20 protein-coding genes and 1 tRNA gene are annotated in these 19067 nt (G+C 63.0%); 13 read left to right on the top strand and 8 right to left on the bottom strand.

The window, feature by feature from the left end:
- Positions 1-27: 27 nt before the first annotated feature.
- The 5 genes from paaE to paaZ all read left to right on the top strand — a co-directional run bounded on the left by paaE (position 28) and on the right by paaZ (position 6560).
- Positions 28-1104, top strand: coding sequence for a 1,2-phenylacetyl-CoA epoxidase subunit PaaE (gene paaE, locus AC07OF_RS13490; protein WP_495072976.1), 1077 nt, complete (start codon positions 28-30; stop codon positions 1102-1104).
- 115 nt (positions 1105-1219) lie between these two features.
- On the top strand, positions 1220-1528 hold the full coding sequence (locus AC07OF_RS13485; protein WP_495072975.1) for a DUF485 domain-containing protein: 309 nt from the start codon (positions 1220-1222) through the stop codon (positions 1526-1528).
- Positions 1525-3171 carry a cation acetate symporter gene (locus tag AC07OF_RS13480; protein WP_157191994.1) on the top strand — a complete coding sequence of 549 codons (1647 nt, stop codon included), beginning with the start codon at positions 1525-1527 and terminating at the stop codon, positions 3169-3171. The genes AC07OF_RS13485 and AC07OF_RS13480 overlap by 4 nt, the downstream gene beginning before the upstream one ends.
- Before the next feature lie 21 nt (positions 3172-3192).
- On the top strand, positions 3193-4449 hold the full coding sequence (locus AC07OF_RS13475) for an OprD family porin (RefSeq protein WP_157191993.1): 1257 nt from the start codon (positions 3193-3195) through the stop codon (positions 4447-4449).
- Positions 4450-4505: 56 nt separating this feature from the next.
- Positions 4506-6560: a phenylacetic acid degradation bifunctional protein PaaZ gene (paaZ, locus tag AC07OF_RS13470; RefSeq protein ID WP_476445525.1), complete on the top strand. Its 2055-nt coding sequence runs from the start codon at positions 4506-4508 to the stop codon at positions 6558-6560.
- A gap of 103 nt (positions 6561-6663) precedes the next feature.
- Here paaZ and AC07OF_RS13465 read toward each other — a convergent pair whose 3' ends face one another.
- The gene (locus tag AC07OF_RS13465; protein ID WP_495072974.1) at positions 6664-7101 is read right to left on the bottom strand and encodes a hypothetical protein; all 438 of its coding nucleotides are present in this window, start codon (positions 7099-7101) and stop codon (positions 6664-6666) included.
- A gap of 177 nt (positions 7102-7278) precedes the next feature.
- Positions 7279-7355 (bottom strand) — tRNA-Val (locus AC07OF_RS13460).
- A 187-nt stretch (positions 7356-7542) separates the two neighbouring features.
- Between AC07OF_RS13460 and AC07OF_RS13455 the strand changes: the two genes are divergently transcribed.
- Positions 7543-8826: an NAD(P)/FAD-dependent oxidoreductase gene (locus AC07OF_RS13455; RefSeq protein ID WP_038609560.1), complete on the top strand. Its 1284-nt coding sequence runs from the start codon at positions 7543-7545 to the stop codon at positions 8824-8826.
- 21 nt (positions 8827-8847) lie between these two features.
- Here AC07OF_RS13455 and AC07OF_RS13450 read toward each other — a convergent pair whose 3' ends face one another.
- Positions 8848-9591, bottom strand: coding sequence for a PA2778 family cysteine peptidase (locus tag AC07OF_RS13450; protein ID WP_476445526.1), 744 nt, complete (start codon positions 9589-9591; stop codon positions 8848-8850).
- A gap of 161 nt (positions 9592-9752) precedes the next feature.
- On the opposite strand from AC07OF_RS13450, the gene AC07OF_RS13445 reads away from it, so the two are divergent.
- Positions 9753-9929: a hypothetical protein gene (locus AC07OF_RS13445; protein ID WP_198325408.1), complete on the top strand. Its 177-nt coding sequence runs from the start codon at positions 9753-9755 to the stop codon at positions 9927-9929.
- Positions 9930-10003: 74 nt separating this feature from the next.
- On the opposite strand, the gene AC07OF_RS13440 is transcribed toward AC07OF_RS13445, so the two are convergent.
- On the bottom strand, positions 10004-10753 hold the full coding sequence (locus tag AC07OF_RS13440) for a TerC family protein (protein ID WP_038609554.1): 750 nt from the start codon (positions 10751-10753) through the stop codon (positions 10004-10006).
- A 30-nt stretch (positions 10754-10783) separates the two neighbouring features.
- Entirely contained in the window at positions 10784-11023 is a 240-nt protein-coding gene (locus tag AC07OF_RS13435) for a hypothetical protein (protein ID WP_038609551.1), read from the bottom strand.
- Positions 11024-11158: 135 nt separating this feature from the next.
- Between AC07OF_RS13435 and nhaR the strand changes: the two genes are divergently transcribed.
- Complete coding sequence (gene nhaR / locus AC07OF_RS13430; RefSeq protein ID WP_038609548.1) at positions 11159-12055, top strand: transcriptional activator NhaR; 897 nt, start codon at positions 11159-11161, stop codon at positions 12053-12055.
- On the opposite strand, the gene AC07OF_RS13425 is transcribed toward nhaR, so the two are convergent.
- The gene (locus AC07OF_RS13425) at positions 12045-13199 is read right to left on the bottom strand and encodes an MFS transporter (RefSeq protein ID WP_157191989.1); all 1155 of its coding nucleotides are present in this window, start codon (positions 13197-13199) and stop codon (positions 12045-12047) included. The two genes, nhaR and AC07OF_RS13425, sit on opposite strands and share 11 nt — an antisense overlap.
- A 216-nt stretch (positions 13200-13415) precedes the next feature.
- Between AC07OF_RS13425 and sstT the strand changes: the two genes are divergently transcribed.
- On the top strand, positions 13416-14627 hold the full coding sequence (sstT, locus tag AC07OF_RS13420) for a serine/threonine transporter SstT (RefSeq protein ID WP_157191988.1): 1212 nt from the start codon (positions 13416-13418) through the stop codon (positions 14625-14627).
- A gap of 96 nt (positions 14628-14723) precedes the next feature.
- Complete coding sequence (locus AC07OF_RS13415) at positions 14724-15368, top strand: YceH family protein (protein WP_157191987.1); 645 nt, start codon at positions 14724-14726, stop codon at positions 15366-15368.
- A gap of 95 nt (positions 15369-15463) precedes the next feature.
- Here AC07OF_RS13415 and AC07OF_RS13410 read toward each other — a convergent pair whose 3' ends face one another.
- The gene (locus AC07OF_RS13410; protein WP_495072973.1) at positions 15464-16282 is read right to left on the bottom strand and encodes a shikimate 5-dehydrogenase; all 819 of its coding nucleotides are present in this window, start codon (positions 16280-16282) and stop codon (positions 15464-15466) included.
- Between the two features lie 161 nt (positions 16283-16443).
- Between AC07OF_RS13410 and AC07OF_RS13405 the strand changes: the two genes are divergently transcribed.
- The 3 genes from AC07OF_RS13405 to pbpG all read left to right on the top strand — a co-directional run bounded on the left by AC07OF_RS13405 (position 16444) and on the right by pbpG (position 18332).
- On the top strand, positions 16444-16809 hold the full coding sequence (locus tag AC07OF_RS13405) for a hypothetical protein (RefSeq protein ID WP_157191985.1): 366 nt from the start codon (positions 16444-16446) through the stop codon (positions 16807-16809).
- Between the two features lie 99 nt (positions 16810-16908).
- Positions 16909-17091, top strand: coding sequence for a hypothetical protein (locus AC07OF_RS13400; protein WP_157191984.1), 183 nt, complete (start codon positions 16909-16911; stop codon positions 17089-17091).
- 317 nt (positions 17092-17408) lie between these two features.
- The gene (gene pbpG / locus AC07OF_RS13395; RefSeq protein ID WP_157191983.1) at positions 17409-18332 is read left to right on the top strand and encodes a D-alanyl-D-alanine endopeptidase; all 924 of its coding nucleotides are present in this window, start codon (positions 17409-17411) and stop codon (positions 18330-18332) included.
- 42 nt (positions 18333-18374) lie between these two features.
- On the opposite strand, the gene AC07OF_RS13390 is transcribed toward pbpG, so the two are convergent.
- Positions 18375-18815: a hypothetical protein gene (locus AC07OF_RS13390; RefSeq protein ID WP_157191982.1), complete on the bottom strand. Its 441-nt coding sequence runs from the start codon at positions 18813-18815 to the stop codon at positions 18375-18377.
- Between the last annotated feature and the right edge of the window lie 252 nt (positions 18816-19067).

Here is a 19067-nt window from a genome sequence, read left to right as displayed (position 1 = left end):
GCAGCGTGCTGCCGGAGACCAATAAAAATGAGCAAGTTCCACAGCCTGAAGATTAAAGAAGTGCGCCCGGAGACCCGCGACGCGGTGTCGATCGCCTTCGACGTGCCGGCCGAGCTGGCCAACGATTTCTCCTTCACCCAGGGCCAGCACCTGGTGATGCGTACCCACCTCGAAGGTCAGGAAGTACGCCGTTCGTACTCGATCTGCACCGGGGTCAACGACGGCGAACTGCGCGTGGCGATCAAGCGCGTGCCCGGCGGGCTGTTCTCCGCCCACGCCAACGACAGCCTCAAGGCCGGGCAGAGCCTGGAAGTGATGCCGCCGTCCGGACACTTCTACGTGCCACTCGATGCCGCACGTCACGGCCGTTACCTGGCAGTGGCCGCCGGCAGCGGCATCACGCCGATCCTGTCGATCATCAAGACCACCCTGGAACGCGAACCGCACAGCAGCTTCACCCTGCTCTACGGCAACCGCTCGAGCAACTCCGCGCTGTTTCGCGAACAGCTCGAAGACCTGAAGAACCGCTACCTGCAGCGCCTCAACCTGATCTTCGTATTCAGCCGCGAGCAACAGGATGTCGACCTCTACAACGGCCGCATCGACGCCGACAAATGCGCGCAACTGTTCAGCCGCTGGCTCGACGTCAAGGCGCTCGATGCCGCCTTTATCTGCGGCCCGCAGGCCATGACCGAAACCGTGCGCGACCAGCTCAAGGCCAACGGCATGCCCGCCGAGCGCATCCACTTCGAACTGTTCGCCGCCGTTGGCAGTACGCAGAAACGCGAAGCGCGCCAGGCCGCTGCCCAGGTCGACAGCGCCAAGAGCCAGATCACCGTGATCAGCGACGGGCGCGAGCTGTCCTTCGAACTGGCACGCAACAGCGCCAGCGTGCTCGACGCCGGCAACGAACATGGCGCCGAACTGCCCTACTCGTGCAAGGCCGGGGTGTGCTCGACCTGCAAGTGCAAGGTGATCGAAGGCGAGGTGGAAATGGACAGCAACTTCGCCCTTGAGGACTACGAGGTGGCGGCCGGCTACGTGCTGTCCTGCCAGTCCTTCCCGCTCAGCGACAAGGTCGTACTCGACTTCGACCAGCTCTGACCGCCCGGTGCCTTGCAGGTGTCACCTCGCCGGCGAAGTGACACCTGCAAGGCCCGGGCTTTGCCGCACCCCCGAAAACACTGACTCGACAATCACAACAAGAGAGCGTGCAACCATGACCCCACAAGACCCCGAACGTCTCCGGCAACATCCGGATTTCATTCAGCTGGTGCGCCGCAAGCAGCGCCTGACCTGGTCACTGACCCTGGCGATGCTGGCGATCTACTACGGCTTCGTGTTGATGATGGCATTCGCCCCGGGGGTACTCGCCCAGCCGCTGAACGGCGGCGCCACCAGCATCGGTATTCCGGTGGCCGTGGTGGTGATCCTGCTCTCGTTCATTTTCACCGCGTACTACGTGCGCCAGACCAACCAGGTGCTCGACCCGCTGGTTGCCAAACTGCAGCAGGAGGTACAGCAATGAAGACCTCTCACCTGCTGTTGCTCAGTGGCGGCCTGCTCTCGAGCGGCGCCGCCATGGCTGCTGAGACTGCCGCGCGGCCGCTGAACTGGAACGCCATCGGCATGTTCCTGGTGTTCGTCCTGTTCACCCTTGGCATCACCCGCTGGGCCGCCCTGCGCACCCGCTCGGCCAGCGACTTCTACACCGCCGGCGGCGGCATCAGCGGCCTGCAGAACGGCCTGGCGATTGCCGGCGACATGATCAGCGCCGCGTCGTTCCTGGGCATCTCGGCAATGATCTTCATGGCCGGCTACGACGGCCTGCTCTACTCCCTGGGCGTGGTCGCCGCCTGGCCGATCATCCTGTTCCTGATCGCCGAACGGCTGCGCAACCTTGGCAAGTACACCTTCGCCGACGTGGTCTCCTACCGCCTGGAGCAGACCCCGATCCGCATCGTCGCCGCCGTCGGCACCCTGATCGTGGCGCTGATGTACCTGATGGCGCAGATGGTCGGCGCCGGCAAGCTGATCGAACTGCTGTTTGGCATCAGCTACCTGCATGCGGTGCTGCTGGTTGGCGTGCTGATCGTCTTCTACGTGACCTTCGGCGGCATGCTCGCCACCACCTGGGTGCAGATCATCAAGGCGGTGATGCTGCTCTGCGGCGCCACCTTCATGGCCTATGCGGTGCTCAAGCACTTCAACTTCAGCACCGAGGCGATGTTCGCCGGCGCTGCCGCCGTGCACAGCAAGGGCCAGGCGATCATGGCCCCGGGCGGTCTGCTGGGCAATCCCATCGACACCATCTCGCTAGCGGTCGGCATGATGTTCGGCACCGCCGGCCTGCCGCACATCCTGATGCGTTTCTTCACCGTCAAGGATGCCCGCGAAGCGCGCAAGAGCGTGCTCTATGCCACCGGCTTCATCGGCTACTTCTATGTGCTGCTGATTGCCATCGGCTTCGGCGCCATCGTCATTGTCGGCACTGACTCGACGTTCCGCGATGCCAGCGGCGCGATTGTCGGTGGCGGCAACATGGTTGCGGTACACCTGGCGCAGGCGGTGGGCGGCAACCTGTTCCTCGGCTTCATCTCGGCGGTGGCCTTCGCCACCATCCTCGCCGTGGTCGCCGGCCTGGCACTGTCCGGCGCCTCGGCGGTGGCCCACGACCTGTACGCCTGCGTGATCCGCAAGGGGCAGGCCAGCGAACGCGAAGAGATGCGCATGTCGCGCCTGGCGACCCTGGTTATTGGCGCGCTGGCGGTGATTCTCGGCCTGCTGTTCGAATCGCAGAACATTGCCTTCCTGTCCGGCCTGGTGCTGGCCATCGCCGCCTCGGTCAACTTCCCGGTGCTGTTCCTGTCGATGTTCTGGAAAGGCCTGACCACCCGTGGCGCTGTCGCCGGCAGCCTGGTTGGCCTGGCTTCCGCTGTCGTCCTGCTGCTGTTGAGCCCGGTGGTCTGGGTCGGCGTGCTGCACCATGAAAAAGCACTGTTCCCCTACTCGAACCCGGCGCTGTTCTCGATGACGCTGGCGTTCCTCGGCGCCTGGGTATTTTCGGTGACCGACCGCTCAGAGCGTGCGCAAACCGAGCGTGGCCGCTACCTGGCCCAGTTCATCCGCTCGATGACCGGTATCGGCGCAGCCGCCGCCAGCCGCCACTGACTCAACGGAACAACAATAACAATGACTAATATCCGTTACCCCGCGCCGCTGCTGGCGGCGCTCGGCCTGGCCCTGTCACCGGCGGCCATGGCCGGCTTTATCGAAGACAGCAAAGGCAGCTTCGAAGCCCGCAACATGTACATGAACCGCGACTTCCGGCAAAGCAACGCGCCGCAGGCAAAGGCCGAAGAATGGGCGCAGGGTTTTACCGCACGCGTTGAATCGGGGTTTACCGAAGGCGTTCTGGGCCTGGGCCTGGACGCCATTGGCGAAACGGCGATCAAACTCGACTCCAGCCGTGATCGTCGCGGCACTGGCCTGCTGGCCTTCGGCGCCGAAAGCCAGGAGCCGGAAGACACCTACAGCGAACTGGGCCTGACCGCCAAAGTACGGTTGTCGAAAAGCGTGCTGAAAGTCGGCACCTTGCAGCCTCAGTTGCCGGTCGCCGCCTACAACGACACGCGCCTGCTCTCCTCCACCTATGCCGGGACCTTGCTCAACTCCCAGGAAATTGGTGGTTTGACCCTCAACGCCGGGCGTCTGGAAAAGATCAACCTGCGCGACTCGTCGAGCAATGACGAGATGAACTACAACGGTGTCGAAAGCGCCCACCTCGACCTGGCGGGCGGCAGCTACGCCATCAACCCGAGCCTGCTGCTCAGCTACTACTACGCACAGATGGACAACATCTACCAGCAGCACTACGCCGGCCTGCTACACAACGCCACCCTGGCCGAAGGCATCACCCTCAAGACCGACCTGCGCTACTTCAACACCGGCGAAAGCGGTGACCACAACTTCCGTAGCGCCGCCCGGGTCGACGGTGGCCATATCGACAACCGCTTCTTCAACGGCATGCTGACCCTGGGCGTTGGCGCCCACAAGTTCGGGGCCGGCTACCAGAGCCTGTCGGGCGACGGCGACTTTGCCTTCGTCGGCCTGGACCCGTACTCGGTCAACCTGGTAACGGTCAACACCTTTACCAAAGCCGAGACCGACGCCTGGCAGGCCCGCTACGACTACGACTTCGCCGCCCTCGGCGTGCCCGGGTTGGCCTTCATGACCCGTTACGTCAACGGCCGCAACATCGAAACGGCAAAGGTCAGCGGTGGCAAAGAATGGGAGCGTGACACCGACCTGGTTTACACCTTCCAGTCCGGCACCTTCAAAAACTTCAACATCCGCCTGCGCAACGCCACCTTCCGTTCTGGCGCCGGCCTGACCTCGGACATTGATGAAAACCGCCTGATCCTCGGCTATTCCCTGGCCCTCTGGTAAGACTTGCAGCCGGCCCCACGGGCGCCGGCCGCCCCCGACACCCTGGAGAATGTTTGATGAGCAACAACCCCACCCTGCAAAGCTTCATCGGCGGCCGCTGGATCGGCCAGCACGGCGCCCAGACCCTGCGCAGCGCGATCAACGGCCAGCCGCTGGCGTGCACCCATGAAGAAGTGCTGGACTTCGCCGAAGCCGTCGCCCATGCCCGCCAGCGCGGCATCGCCGAACTGATGGCGATGGACTTCCAGCAGCGTGCAGCGCGCCTCAAGGCCCTCGGCAAGTTCCTGCTCGAGCGCAAGGAGCAGCTTTACGCCCTGTCTCACCACAGCGGCGCAACCCGTGCCGACAGCTGGATCGACATCGAAGGCGGCGCCGGCACCCTGTTCGCCTACGCCAGCCTGGGCAGCCGCGAGCTGCCGTCCGGCAATGTGGTGCATGAAGGCCCGGTGATCGCGCTGGGCAAGAACAACACCTTCGCCGGCAGCCACATCCTGGTACCGCGCGGCGGCCTCGCCGTGCACATCAACGCTTTCAACTTCCCGATCTGGGGCATGCTCGAGAAGTTCGCCCCGAGTTTCCTCGCCGGCATGCCGTGCATCGTCAAGCCGGCCACCGCCACCAGCTACCTGACCGAAGCCGCGGTACGCCTGATGGACGAGTCCGGCCTGCTGCCGGCCGGCAGCCTGCAGTTGATCGTCGGTGGCACCGGCGACCTGCTCGACCGCCTGCAGGGCCAGGACGTGGTGACCTTCACCGGTTCCGCCGACACCGCCGCCAAGCTGCGCGTCAACGCCAACCTGGTGCGCAATTCGATTCCGTTCAACGCCGAGGCCGACTCGCTGAACTGCGCGATCCTCGCCCCGGAAGTCACCCCGGACGACGAGGAGTTCGATCTGTTCGTCAAGGAAGTCGCCCGCGAGATGACCACCAAGGCCGGGCAGAAGTGCACCGCGATTCGCCGTGCCATCGTTCCGGCCAAGCACATCGACGCGGTTGCCGAGCGCCTGCGCGAACGCCTGGCCAAGGTTGTGGTCGGTGACCCGTCGGTGGAAGGCGTGAAAATGGGCGCGCTGGCCTCGCACGCCCAGCAGGCCGACGTCGCCGAGCGCGTCGCCGCGCTGCTGCAATCGAGTGACCTGCTGTTCGGCGCCAAGGACGGCTTCGCCCCGCGCGGCGATGGCGTCAACGAAGGCGCGTTCTTCGCCCCGACCCTGCTGCGCAGCCGCGATCCGCATGCCGAGGGTGGCGCCCACGACATTGAGGCGTTCGGCCCGGTCAGCACCTTGATGGCCTACGACGACCTCGACGAAGCCATCGCCTTGGCCGCCCGCGGCAAGGGCAGCCTGGTCGCCAGCCTGATCACCAAAGACCCACGCGTCGCCGCCAAAGTGGTGCCAGCGGCCGCCGCACTGCATGGCCGCCTGCACATCCTCGACCGCGAGTCGGCCGGCGAATCCACCGGCCACGGCTCGCCGCTGCCGCAGCTCAAGCACGGCGGCCCGGGGCGTGCCGGCGGCGGTGAAGAGCTGGGCGGCCTGCGTGCGGTCAAGCACTACCTGCAGCGCACCGCGGTACAAGGTTCGCCAAGCATGCTGATGGCGGTCACCGGCGAATACGTACGCGGTGCCAAGGTCTACGAGAGCGAGGTGCATCCATTCCGCCGCCACTTCGAAGACCTGCAGATCGGCGAATCGCTGCTGACCCACCGGCGCACCGTCACCGAATCGGACCTGGTCAACTTCGGCTGCCTGTCCGGCGATCACTTCTACATGCACTTCGACGACATTGCCGCCAAGGACTCGCAGTTCGGCAAGCGTATCGCCCACGGCTACTTCGTGCTGTCGGCCGCCGCCGGCCTGTTCGTCTCCCCCGGCGTCGGCCCGGTACTGGCCAACTACGGCCTGGACACCCTGCGCTTCATCACCCCGGTGGGCATCGGCGACACCATCCAGGCGCGCCTGACCTGCAAGCGCAAGATCGACCAGGGCAAGGTCAGCCCGAAAGGCGAGCCGCAAGGCGTAGTGGCCTGGGACGTCGAGGTGACCAACCAGAACGGCGAGCTGTGCGCCAGCTACGACATCCTCACCTTGGTGGTGAAGCGCAACGCTTGATCCATGCCCCCGCCCCATCGCAGGCAACGCCTGCTCCCACAGGTTGAGAACACTGTGGGAGCAGGCGTTGCCTGCGATGGGCTGCAGAGCAGCCCCTGCTTAACTAGATGACCTTGGCACAGAACAGATCCTGATTGCCGTCTGCAGCACTGCTGCGCACCACCAGGGCATAGTTGCCCGAGCGCAGGCTATCGAGCGACAAGGGCGCGACCTTCACCAGCTCCATACCCGGGCCATGCAGATCCGAACGCACGGTGTCATTCATCGAGTAAGCCGGCTTGCCAGTCAAAGCGCCGCACCCACCTGCGTAGAGGTAGGTATAGAGGCGCGCAGGAAGGGTCGTTGAATCAGGCACACCACTGACAGCGATCCGGATTTGCGTCTCGCTGCCCATCGCCACCAGGCTGGCATGAGCGATATGCCCGGCATTGTCCTGAGTTGCATTCAGCGGGACGCTGACCAACTGATGATCAGGTGCTGTAGCACACCCCGACATCCAACCGGCCGCTATCACTAGCGCCAGCGAATATAGAATCTTCATCGTAGGACTCCTTACAAGCAGTACGCATGAAAGTTATCCCCCTGTTAATTCTAGCGGTGCTGTCTATACAGGCTGTTCTTCGGATGGCCGGTCCCCGAGGAGACGGAATTGCAGAAACAAAAAAGGCGACCCTTTCGGATCGCCTTTTTGGTACCGCCAGCAGGGGCGGATTTGATTTGGTAGGCACAATTGGACTCGAACCAACGACCCCCACCATGTCAAGGTGGTGCTCTAACCAACTGAGCTATGTGCCTGCTGTATGGCGGCATTCTACGGAATCGGCTGAGCGTGTCAACTCTTTTTTTCTAGCTAAGCCACTGAATAACAAACGTATTTGTGAAAACCGGGGGTAAAGGATTTTCAACACACGACTAGCGGGTGTTTATTATTATTGATAGCATCGGTACAGTCGTAAAAAATATAAAACAGAGGTTTCGCAGCATGGCCAATACCCCCTACCCTCAGTCCTACTACGCCGCATCGGCCAATCCGGTTCCGCCGCGCCCGGCGCTGCAGGAAGAGGTTCAGACCGATGTCTGCGTGATCGGCGCCGGCTACACCGGTCTGTCCAGCGCCCTGTTCCTGCTGGAAGCGGGCTTCAGTGTGACCGTGCTGGAAGCCGCGAAAGTCGGTTTCGGCGCCTCGGGCCGCAACGGTGGCCAGATCGTCAACAGCTACAGCCGCGACATCGATGTCATCGAACGCACCGTCGGCCCCAAGCAGGCGCAACTGCTCGGCCAGATGGCCTTCGAAGGCGGACGCATCATCCGTGAGCGCGTGGCCAAGTACAACATCCAGTGCGATCTGAAAGACGGTGGCGTGTTCGCCGCCCTGACCGCCAAGCAGATGGGCCACCTGGAATCGCAAAAGCGCCTGTGGGAACGCTTCGGCCACACCCAGCTGGAACTGATGGACCAGAAGCGCATTCGTGAAGTGGTCGATTGCGACCAGTACCTGGGTGGCATGCTCGACATGAGCGGCGGCCATATCCACCCACTGAACCTGGCGCTGGGCGAAGCCGCAGCCGTCGAGTCGCTGGGCGGCAAGATCTACGAGCAATCCCCGGCAGTGCGCATCGAGCGTGGCGCCAACCCGGTGGTGCACACCCCACAAGGTAAAGTACGCGCCAAGTTCGTCATCGTTGCCGGTAACGCCTACCTCGGCGGCCTGGTGCCAGAGCTGGCGGCCAAGTCCATGCCGTGCGGCACCCAGGTGATCACCACCGAGCCGTTGGGCGAGGAGCTGGCGCGCAGCCTGCTGCCGCAAGACTACTGCGTCGAAGACTGCAACTACCTGCTCGACTACTACCGCCTGACCGGCGACAAGCGCCTGATCTTTGGTGGCGGCGTGGTGTACGGTGCCCGTGACCCGGCGAACATCGAAGCGATCATCCGTCCGAAGATGCTCAAGGCCTTCCCGCAGCTCAAAGACGTGAAGATCGACTACGCCTGGACCGGCAACTTCCTGCTGACCCTGTCGCGTCTGCCACAGGTCGGCCGTCTGGGCGACAACATCTACTACTCCCAGGGCTGCAGCGGCCACGGCGTCACCTACACCCACCTGGCGGGCAAGGTACTGGCCGAGGCCCTGCGTGGTCAGGCCGAGCGCTTCGACGCATTCGCCGAACTGCCGCACTACCCGTTCCCGGGTGGCCAGATGCTGCGTGTACCGTTCAGCGCCATCGGCGCCTGGTACTACAGCCTGCGCGACCGTCTGGGCTTCTAAGCCCGGGCCCGGCCGGCGCCGTCATTGCCCCAGGGCGCTGACGGCCTGGCGGGCCGCTTGTTCCTGGCCCGCCTGGGCCAGGTCATTGGCCGCCTTCAGCCAACGCTGACGGTCAACCTGAGCCGGCAACTGGCTCGGCGGCTGCACCAGCACTGCCCAACTCCCCTGCTTGTTCCACGCCGATGCGAAGTCGTCGAAGTCCATCAACAGCCGTCGATTGTTCCCCGCCCGCAGCAACACCCGTTGCTTGTAGCTGTCGTAACCGACCAGCAAGGCGTAACGCGGCTCACCCCAGAACGCCGCCCCCTGCTCGAAACGCAGCAGTACCGGATTGCCTGCGGCCACCTGGGTCAGCAGCGCATTCAGCTTCGGCTCCAGCGGATACACCACCATGCCGTACTGACGGGCGACGTTCTGCATCGAGCCCTGCAATTTGTCGATGCCCTCGGGCAGGCCCAATGGCTGTTCGAGCAACCCCGGGGTGATACGCACGCCCTGTTGCGACAGGATCGCCGCCAGGGCCATCGGCGCGCTCTGGTTGGCGTTGCCGCGGTAGAACGGCACCGAGCCGATTTCCACCCGTTGTGGCAGGCCCTTGATCGACGCGGGAGGCTGACTGGCGCAACCGGCCAGGGCCAGGGCCATCGCGCAGGCGGCCAGCCAGCGGCGCGGGGCGAAGGCGGAGAATGTGGTAGACAGTGGCAGCATGAACACTCGCTTGTGCTGATGCCCGGCAGACAGCGCCCGGCCCTGGGGTGCGATCATAGGCCGGCAGGCCGCGTGGGTATAGTGTGCAGGCGGCTTAGAACAAAGCGACCCAAGGGGCTAGACCATCGGTCAATGGATTGAAACAGGGCTTGGGCTAGACTCTAGGGGTGTCCGCGTGGCAAGCATCATGGGCTGGCCAGGGACCTGAGGAGGCAGACATGAGCCTGACAATGGCCATTTTCATGCTGGTGAGTGCCTGGTTGAGCGTCGCCGCCGCCATGCTCTGGGGCGTGCTGCGGATTGCCCGCCGCCATCACCCGCACCATACCTTGCCGAAGAAAACCAGTGAGGCGGTGCCGACGCGACGTAGTCGTCGGCATGCCAGTGCGCATTGATTGATCGTTAAACGCATCGCGGGGCAAGCCCGCTCCCACCGGTTGGTAGGAGCGGGCTTGCCCCGCGATTTACATCAACCCTCAGCCGCTTCGCGCTTGAGCCGTGCCCGGCGCGACAGAATGTTCAAAGCTTCGATCGCGGTAGAGAACGCCATCGCTGCATACACATAACCTTTCGGTACATGGGCGCCAAAGCCTTCAGCGATCAGGGTCATACCGATCATGATCAGGAAGCCCAGGGCCAACATCACCACGGTCGGGTTGTCGTTGATGAACTTGGCCAGCGGGTCGGCCGCCACCAGCATCACGATCACGGCACTGATCACGGCAATGATCATGATCGGCAAGTGCTCGGTCATGCCCACGGCGGTGATGATGCTGTCGATCGAGAAGACGATGTCCAGCAGCAGGATCTGACCAATAGCGGCCGCAAAGCCCAGGGTGATGGTCGAGGACGCTTTGCTTTCTTCCTTGGCCCGCGGGTCGACGCTCTCGTGGATTTCAGTGGTCGCCTTCCACAGCAGGAACAGACCACCGGCAATCAGGATCATGTCCTTCCAGGAGAAGGCATGGCCGAACACATCGATGACCGGCTCGGTCAGTTGCACGATCCAGGCAATGGTGCTGAGCAGACCCAGGCGCATTACCAGCGCCATGCTGATACCGATTCGACGCGCCTTGGAGCGGAATTCCTCGGGCAACTTGTTGGTCAGGATGGAGATGAAGATCAGGTTATCGATGCCGAGCACGATCTCCATGGCCACCAGGGTGGCCAGGGCTACCCAGGCGGTCGGGCTTGCAGCGAGTTCCAACAAGTATTCCATGAATCATTCCTGCATCAAGGTAAGGGTGGGTCAGATTTCTTTGGCGCTGTCGTCGCGCTCGGGCTTGGCGGCCTTCTCGCCCTCGGAGCCAGTGGCTTCGCTGAGGGCCTGCTGGGCGGCTTCGTTGGTTTGGTCGATGGCTTCCTTGGCGGACTCTGCGGCCTGGTTGAGCATCTGCTGGGCGGATTTTTCCGCCTGCTCGCAACCGCTCACGGCAAACAGGGCCAGCAGTAGCACCAGGGGTGTTCCGATGGATTTGAGTTGCAGCATCTGTGGTTCTCCGTGTCGATGATCAGTGCCCAGTCAGTGGCACCGTGATGGCTGGGGATTGTAAATATCTCGATACATCAGGAAAATTCGTATTTTCAGCGCTTATACTTCGGTTTTTACGAATCGGGAACCGGCATGCTCAACTACCGTCAGCTGCATTACTTCTGGGTGGTGGCCCGTACCGGCAGCATCGTGCGCGCCGGCGAGCAGTTGAACCTGACGCCACAGACCATCAGCGGGCAGATCAGCCTGCTCGAACAAACCTACGGCATCGAGTTGTTTCGCCGGGTCGGGCGGCAGCTGGAACTGACTGAAACCGGTCGCCAGGCGCTGACCTACGCCGAGCAGATGTTTCAGATCGGCGGGGAGCTGGAGGCCATGCTGCGTGCCCGTCCAGACGAACAGCAGATCCTGTTTCGGGTCGGGGTCGCCGATGTGGTGCCCAAGTCCATCGTCTACCGCCTGCTGGCACCGACCATGGACATGGAAGACGCGCTGCGCCTGAGCTGCCGCGAAGACAAACTCGAACGCCTGCTGGCCGACCTGGCGATCCAGCGCCTGGACCTGGTGATCTCCGACAGCCCCATGCCCAGCCACCTGGACATCAAGGGTTACAGCCAGCGCCTGGGTGAATGTGGCATCAGTTTCTTCGCCACCCCTGCCCTGGCCGCCGAGTTGAGCGAGGATTTCCCGGCCTGCCTGCAACATGCCCCGCTGCTGATTCCCGGTCAGGAAACCGTGGTGCGCAGCCGCTTGCTGCGCTGGTTCGCCGAGCAGCAGATCCAGCCGCGGATTGTCGGTGAGTTCGATGACAGCGCGTTGATGCAGGCTTTCGGCCAGTCCGGCAGCGGCATCTTCATCGGCCCCAGCGTGATTGCCGATGAGGTGTGCCGCCAATACGGTGTCGAACTGATCGGCCAGACCGACGCGGTGATCGAGTCGTTCTACGCCATTTCAGTGGAGCGCAAGGTCAAGCACCCCGGCATCCTCGCCATCACCGAAGGGGCCCGCCGCCAATTGTTCAACTGGTAGCGGTGGGGCCGCGCATCCGCATCAAGCCCAACGCCAGCAGCACCGCAGCGCCAATCAGTACCGCGGCGGCATAGCCGAGGCCGGCCAGGCCCACGCTGTCGATCACCCGACCGCCGATGATTGCCCCAAGACCGATCCCCAGATTGCCCCCGGCGATGTTCAGCGAAGCGGCAAACGCCGGTGCCTGCGGTGCAGCCTTGATCAAGCGGACGTGACTGACCAGAAACAGCGCCGCCTGGGTCGCGCCCCAGATCGCCAGTGCGCCGATCAGGCCGTAGGTGGAATGGATGCTCGGCACCAAGGCAATCAGGCCGACCAGCATCAACGCACAAAAGCCCGCCGAGGCCAGCAACGGGTGACGATCCACCGCGCGGCCACCCAGGCTGTTGCCGATCAGGCCCACCGCACCAAACCCCATCAGGTACCAGCCAACCCGCGCGCCATCGAATCCGGCCAGACGTTCAAGGATATCGGCCAGGTAGGTATAAACAGTGAACATGCCGCTGAACACCAGCACTGAAAGCAGCACATGGCCCTGCAGCAAGCGACTGCGCAGGATGCCGAACTGCCCGCGCAACGAGGTGGCCTGGTTATGCCGCGGTGTCCGCGGCAGGTAAAGGTGCAGCAGCAACGCCTTGGCCAGCGCCAGCACGGCCAGCAAGGCAAAGGCCGCCCGCCAGCCCAGGGCATCGCCGACCAGGGTACCGACCGGGATACCAAACACCGTGGCACACACCACACCGAAGCTGATCTTGGAGATCGCCCGCCCGGCATACGCCGGCCCGACGATGTCCACCGCCGTTTCACTGGCCAGCGACCAGAACACCGGCAGACCCAGGGCCGGCAACAGCCGCGCCAGGCCCATGACATAAATGTTCGGCGCGATCGCTGCCAAGGCGTTGCAGGCGGCGAACAGCAAGAGGATGCCGACGAACAGGCGCTTGCGCTCGAAGCGTGCGCACCACGCAGTAAGGAAGGGGCCGAAGCAGGCCACGGTAAAGGCAAACAGGGTCACCAGCAGCCCGGCCTGGGGCACGCTGACCGCCAGATCGCGGGCTATTCCCGGCAACAGGCCGACAATCACGAACTCGGTAGTCAACACAGTGAAGCCGGCCGCAGCCAGCAACAGAATCGGCAGTAACATCTACACTCCAGAACGCTAAAAATTCACGGCCGACAGCCGTTTCAAAGGGGCGCGCATACTACACGCCCGTCCTACCGCCTGACACAGGGCAATCACCCATTGTGCCTCGCTGTGCTAAAGTCGCGCCCCTTTCATGCCCCTGATCGCCTGACGCCCTGTATTTTCCGGCGTCGCAACGGGCTGGCGACCCCTCTACAAGACAGAGAAACACCCGACATGACACCCGTTCTAAAACTATTGAACCGTACCAGTCTGGTCCTGCAGATCATGATCGGTCTGGTGGCCGGTATTGCCCTGGCCCTGATCGCCCCCGAGGTTGCCTTGAGCCTGGGCTTCATCGGCAAGGTGTTCGTCTCGGCCCTCAAGGCCGTGGCGCCGATCCTGGTGTTCATTCTGGTCATGGCCTCGATCGCCAACCATAAACACGGGACCGAAACCCATATCCGGCCGATCCTGGTGTTGTACCTCTTCGGTACTTTCGCTGCGGCGGTGGTCGCGGTCGTAGCGAGCATGGCCTTCCCGTCGAACCTGGCCCTGAGCACTTCGGACGTTGCCCTGAGCGCTCCGGGCGGCATCACTGAAGTGCTGCAGAGCCTGCTGCTGAGCGTGGTCGACAACCCGGTGAGTGCGCTGATGAACGCCAACTTCATCGGCATCCTGGCCTGGGCCATCGGCCTGGGTGTGGCGATTCGTCACGCCGGGCAAACCACCCGTACCGTCGTCGAAGACCTGTCCAACGGCGTCACCCTGATCGTGCGGGTGGTGATTCGCTTCGCGCCGCTGGGTATTTTCGGCCTGGTGGCTTCGACCCTGGCACAGTCGGGCCTGGACGCCCTGCTGGGCTACCTGCACCTGCTAGCGGTGCTGATCGGCTGCATGCTGTTCGTCGCCCTGGTGGTCAACCCGCTCATCGTGTTCTGGAAAATTCGCCGCAACCCGTTCCCGCTGGTGTTCCTGTGCCTGCGTGAGAGCGGCATCACCGCATTCTTCACCCGCAGCTCGGCGGCCAACATTCCGGTCAACCTGGCCTTGAGCGAACGCCTGGGCCTGCACGAAGACACCTACTCGGTATCGATTCCGCTGGGTGCGACCATCAACATGGCCGGCGCGGCGATCACCATCACTGTGCTGACCCTGGCCGCCGTACACACCCTGGGTATCGCCGTCGATATCCCGACTGCCATTCTCCTCAGCGTCGTCGCCGCCGTGTGCGCCTGTGGCGCTTCGGGGGTGGCCGGTGGTTCGCTGCTGCTGATCCCGCTGGCCTGCAGCCTGTTCGGCATTCCTAGCGAAATCGCCATGCAGGTGGTAGCCGTGGGCTTCATCATCGGCGTGCTGCAAGACTCGGCGGAAACCGCGCTGAACTCCTCCACCGACGTGCTGTTCACCGCCGCCGCGTGCATGGGCGAAGAGCGCCGTAGCGCCTGAGCCTGACCCGCAGCCGGTGCGTCCTGCACCGGCTGCTTGTGTTTTACCCTGTCGCGCACCTAGGCTAGAGGCCTTTCTTCGCATAGAGACAGGGTTATGTCCGACGATCATCAATCCCCTTCCGAAGCCCGCTTCAACAGCAGCGAAATCCGCGTTCTCGGTGCGCTGATCGAAAAACAGGCCACCAGCCCGGAAACCTACCCGCTGACCTTGAACGCCCTGGTCCTGGCCTGTAACCAGAAGACCAGCCGCGAGCCGGTGATGAACCTGAGCCAGGGCCAGGTTGGCCAGGCCCTGCGCGCCCTCGAGGGGCAAGGCCTGACCCGCTTGCAGATGGGCAGCCGCGCCGACCGTTGGGAGCAGCGCGTGGACAAGGCTCTGGAGCTGGTGCCAGCGCAGGTCACCCTATTGGGCCTGATGTTCCTGCGCGGCCCGCAGACGGTCAATGAACTGCTGACCCGCAGCAGCCGCATGCATGAATTCGAAGACGCCGAACAGGTGGTGCATCAGCTGGAACGCCTGATCGCCCGTGGCTTTGCCTTGCACCTGCCGCGCCAGGCCGGGCAGCGTGAAGATCGCTACACCCATGCGCTGGGTGATCCGGCGGAGATTGAAGCGATTCTTGCTGCGCGCCAGCAAGGGCCGGAGCGCAGCGCGGGTGGTGCGGTGTCGGCAGAGCGCATCGAGGCGCTGGAGGCGCGGATTGCCGCGCTGGAAGAGCGCTTGGCGGCGCTGGAATAAACCCCGGCTGCTGCAACCTTTGTGGGAGCCGGCCTTGCCGGCGATGAGGCCGATGCAGGCCCCATCGCTGGCAAGGCCAGCTCCCACAGGGTTCGCTACCCTCGGGCGTACACCACTGCTTGCGCCACCTGCTCGGAGTTCGGCCGCACGCCGGTATACAACACAAACTGCTCCAGCGCCTGCAGGGCAATCACCTCCAGCCCGGTAATCACCGCCTTGCCGTGCCGCTCGGCCTCGATGATCAGCGGCGTACGCGCCGGCATCGCCACCACATCGAACACCACCTGCGCCGCCGCAATCGCTTCGCGGCTGAACGCCAACTGCTCGGCCTCTACCCCGCCGGCCATGCCGATCGGCGTGACATTGACCAGCATCGGTGGGCACAGATCGCCCAGCTCAGCCTGCCAGCGATAGCCGCAACTGTCGGCCAGTTGCCGGCCCGCCTGTTCATTGCGGGCAACGATGATGCCCTGCTTGAACCCGGCATCGCACAAGGCGCTGGCCACCGCCTTGGCCATACCGCCACTGCCGCGCAGGGCAAAAGCCGTGTCCGGATCCAGGCGATGCTGCTCCAGCAACTGACGCACAGCCAGATAATCGGTGTTGTAAGCCTTGAGCCGACCGCCTTCGTTGACGATGGTGTTGATCGACTCGATGGCCGCCGCCGACGGGTCGATCTCGTCGACCAGCGCCATGCAGGCTTCCTTGTACGGCATCGACACACCGCAACCTCGAATACCCAGGGCGCGAATACCGCCCACGGCTGCGGGCAGGTCCTGGGTGGTCATGGCTTTGTAGTAATAGTCCAGCCCCAGTAGCTGATAGAGATGGTTGTGAAAACGGACGCCAAAGGTGCCGGGGCGACCGGCCAATGAGATGCACAGGACCGTGTCTTTGCCGGGAATGTGGGCCATTTGATTCTCCTTTGCAGTCGGTTCGGCATTATGCACAGACACAGCGCTTACCGTTGATCGGCGCTTACAAAACCTTTACTCAGACGCGCTTTGCAGGCCTCGGTTCCCGCTGTCTTATAGAGGTATCCCCGGCATCGGGGTTGCTCTGTGAGGAGTCTGAAATGAACCGTCTTCTCCCGAAAGTCGTCCTGCTGGTCGGCGCCCTGGCCGCCAGCGCGCAAGCTATCGCGCATGGAGGTGGTCATGGTGGCGGTCATGGCTGGTACGGGCCTGGACCGGTGATCGGTGCGGCGGTGGTCGGTGCTGTGGTCGGGTCGATGCTCTACGGCGGGCGTGATCGAACGGTGTATATCGAGCGCCAACCGATCTACTACGGTCCACCTCCAGGGTATTACCAGGCACCGCCGCCACCGGTGTATTACCAGCCGTACCCAGTGGTCGAGCGATATGTACCGCCACCGCCTGTGTATTACCGGGAACGCTACTACGGCCCGCCTGCGGTCTATTACGGCCCCCCGCGCTGGTAAAGCCGGGTCGGTGACAGTGATGAGCACTATCAAGCCGGTTGATTTCAACCGGCCTGCGGCACCACGTAAGGTGGGCTCATGAATCACAGGAGAGTCGCCATGGCCCCTATCACCATCATGTCCGTCATCGGCAGCGCCGTCCCCGCCTCACTCAGAAAGTCGGGCCTGTTGGCCTGCTGGTATCTGGTAAGCGACGGCGAACCGGTGTCCGGCCCCTTGACCTCATTGCCTGCGGCCCAGGCCCTGGCCCATCACTTGCAAAACGCCAGCCTGCACGCCTGAGCGGTTGCCGAATTTATCGTGCGTTGCTCCGCACAGCCCTTTGCCCCGCCCTTTGGCGGGGCTTTTTATGGGCTGGGGAAAGAGGCTTGAGTGCCACGCCCCATCGACTCGAAAATATCCCCCACACTCGTAAAATCCTCCCTGGGCAGATTGCCAGCTAATGGGTACAGAATGGGTACAGGATTAAATTTTGTTCACGTATGGCCTAATGATCACAGGCTAATCGACAGACTCTAGGCCATACTCCAGAATGCGAGCGTTTTTGGGGGAAAACCCTTGCACAGCCAACGACATACCAACTTTTAGTGAGCCTCGACGTGAAAACCTCCCTTTCGATTCTAAGCCTGCTGCTGTTGCTCACCAGTACCGCGACTGTCCCCACCGCCACTGCTGCGCAACCCCCTGCCCAGGTACAACGCGATCCTGCCAAGCTGCACCTGGCCTCCGGCGCCGCTCTGCTGATCGATCTGCAGACCAATAAGGTGCTTTACGCCAACAATGCCGACCGGGTGGTGCCTATCGCCTCGGTGACCAAGCTGATGACCGGCATGGTGGTGCTCGACGCCAAGCAGAACATGGACGAGATGCTGACCATGACCATCGCCCAGAACAAGGAAATGAAAGGGGTGTATTCGCGGGTGCGCCTCGGTAGCCAGCTCAGCCGCCGGGAGACGCTGCTGATTACCCTGATGTCATCGGAAAACCGCGCCGCCTCGACCCTGGCGCATAACTATCCCGGTGGCTACAACGCGTTCATCAAGGCAATGAACGCCAAGGCCAGGGCCCTGGGCATGAGTAACACCCGCTATGTCGAACCCACCGGCCTGTCGACCAGCAACGTGTCCACCGCACGCGACCTGGGCAAGCTGCTGCTGGCGGCACGCAACTACCCGTTGCTGAAGCAGTTGAGCGTCACTCCCGAGAAGACCGTGGCGTTCCGTAAACCCAACTACACCCTGGGCTTTCGTAACACCGACCATCTGGTCAAGAAGAGCAATTGGGATATCGACCTGACCAAAACCGGCTTCACCAACGATGCCGGGCACTGCCTGGTACTGTTGACCAGAATGGACAACCGTCCGGTGGCCATGGTGATTCTCGATGCCTTCGGCAAGTACACCCACTTCGCCGATGCCAGCCGCATGCGTCAGTGGCTGGAAACCGGCAGCACCAAACCGGCACCAGCAGTGGCCATGCGCTATAAATCCGAGCGCAGCCAGAACCGCCCTTCGGCCGACTGAGCTGACGGGCCTGCGCACCATCGGTGCCAGGCCCGCTGCCCATCAGGCGCTGGTGCTGACCATGCTGCCAGCGCTGCTGCCACCGCTGTCCAGCAGGGCTTTGAGCAACTGCGCGGTGGCCGACTGGATCGCGCCCATGGTGCTACTCACCGATGACTGCGCGGCGGCAACCGCCGCGGCCTTGGCGGTCTCTTCCATGTTGCTGGCCATGATTGCCTGCAGTTGTTTCTGCTGTTCGGCCAACTGCTTTTGCAATTCTTTGATCATTTCACGCAACTGGCTGATGTGCGCCGGCTCGCTACTTTCGCTGCTTTGGCTGGATTCGGCCTTGTTGCTTTCGGCGACGCCGGAAAGGTTGACCTTGAGCGTGCCTTCTTCAGTTTTCGCCGCCGGGTCCTGAGCGCCGAGATTGACGCTGACAACACCTGGGGTCCCGCTGCTCAGCGGGTTGCCATTGATCGATACGGCATTGATGCCAACCATGCTTCTATCATCCTGATGGTCTATGGGTTGACTCTGCTATCGGCCATCGGCCGCAAAACTTGAGCCGTCTGTCCGCGCATGAGTTTGGTTCTTCACGGAACCTTGGGGACTATGATCCTGGGGTTGGGTGGGTTGGGTTATTGAGGCTGTGAGCTTATCCATTTGGTGTGGCGATGCTGCCGGCCCCTTCCGCCCTTACGGCGGCCTACTTTTTTCTTGGAAAAAGTAGGCAAAACCGCTCGCTCCTGCATC

Source organism: Pseudomonas sp. GW821-FHT10B02 (genome assembly GCF_059415665.1).
Note: the sequence above shows the minus strand (reverse complement) of the source record. Positions and strands in the feature narration are given on the sequence as shown.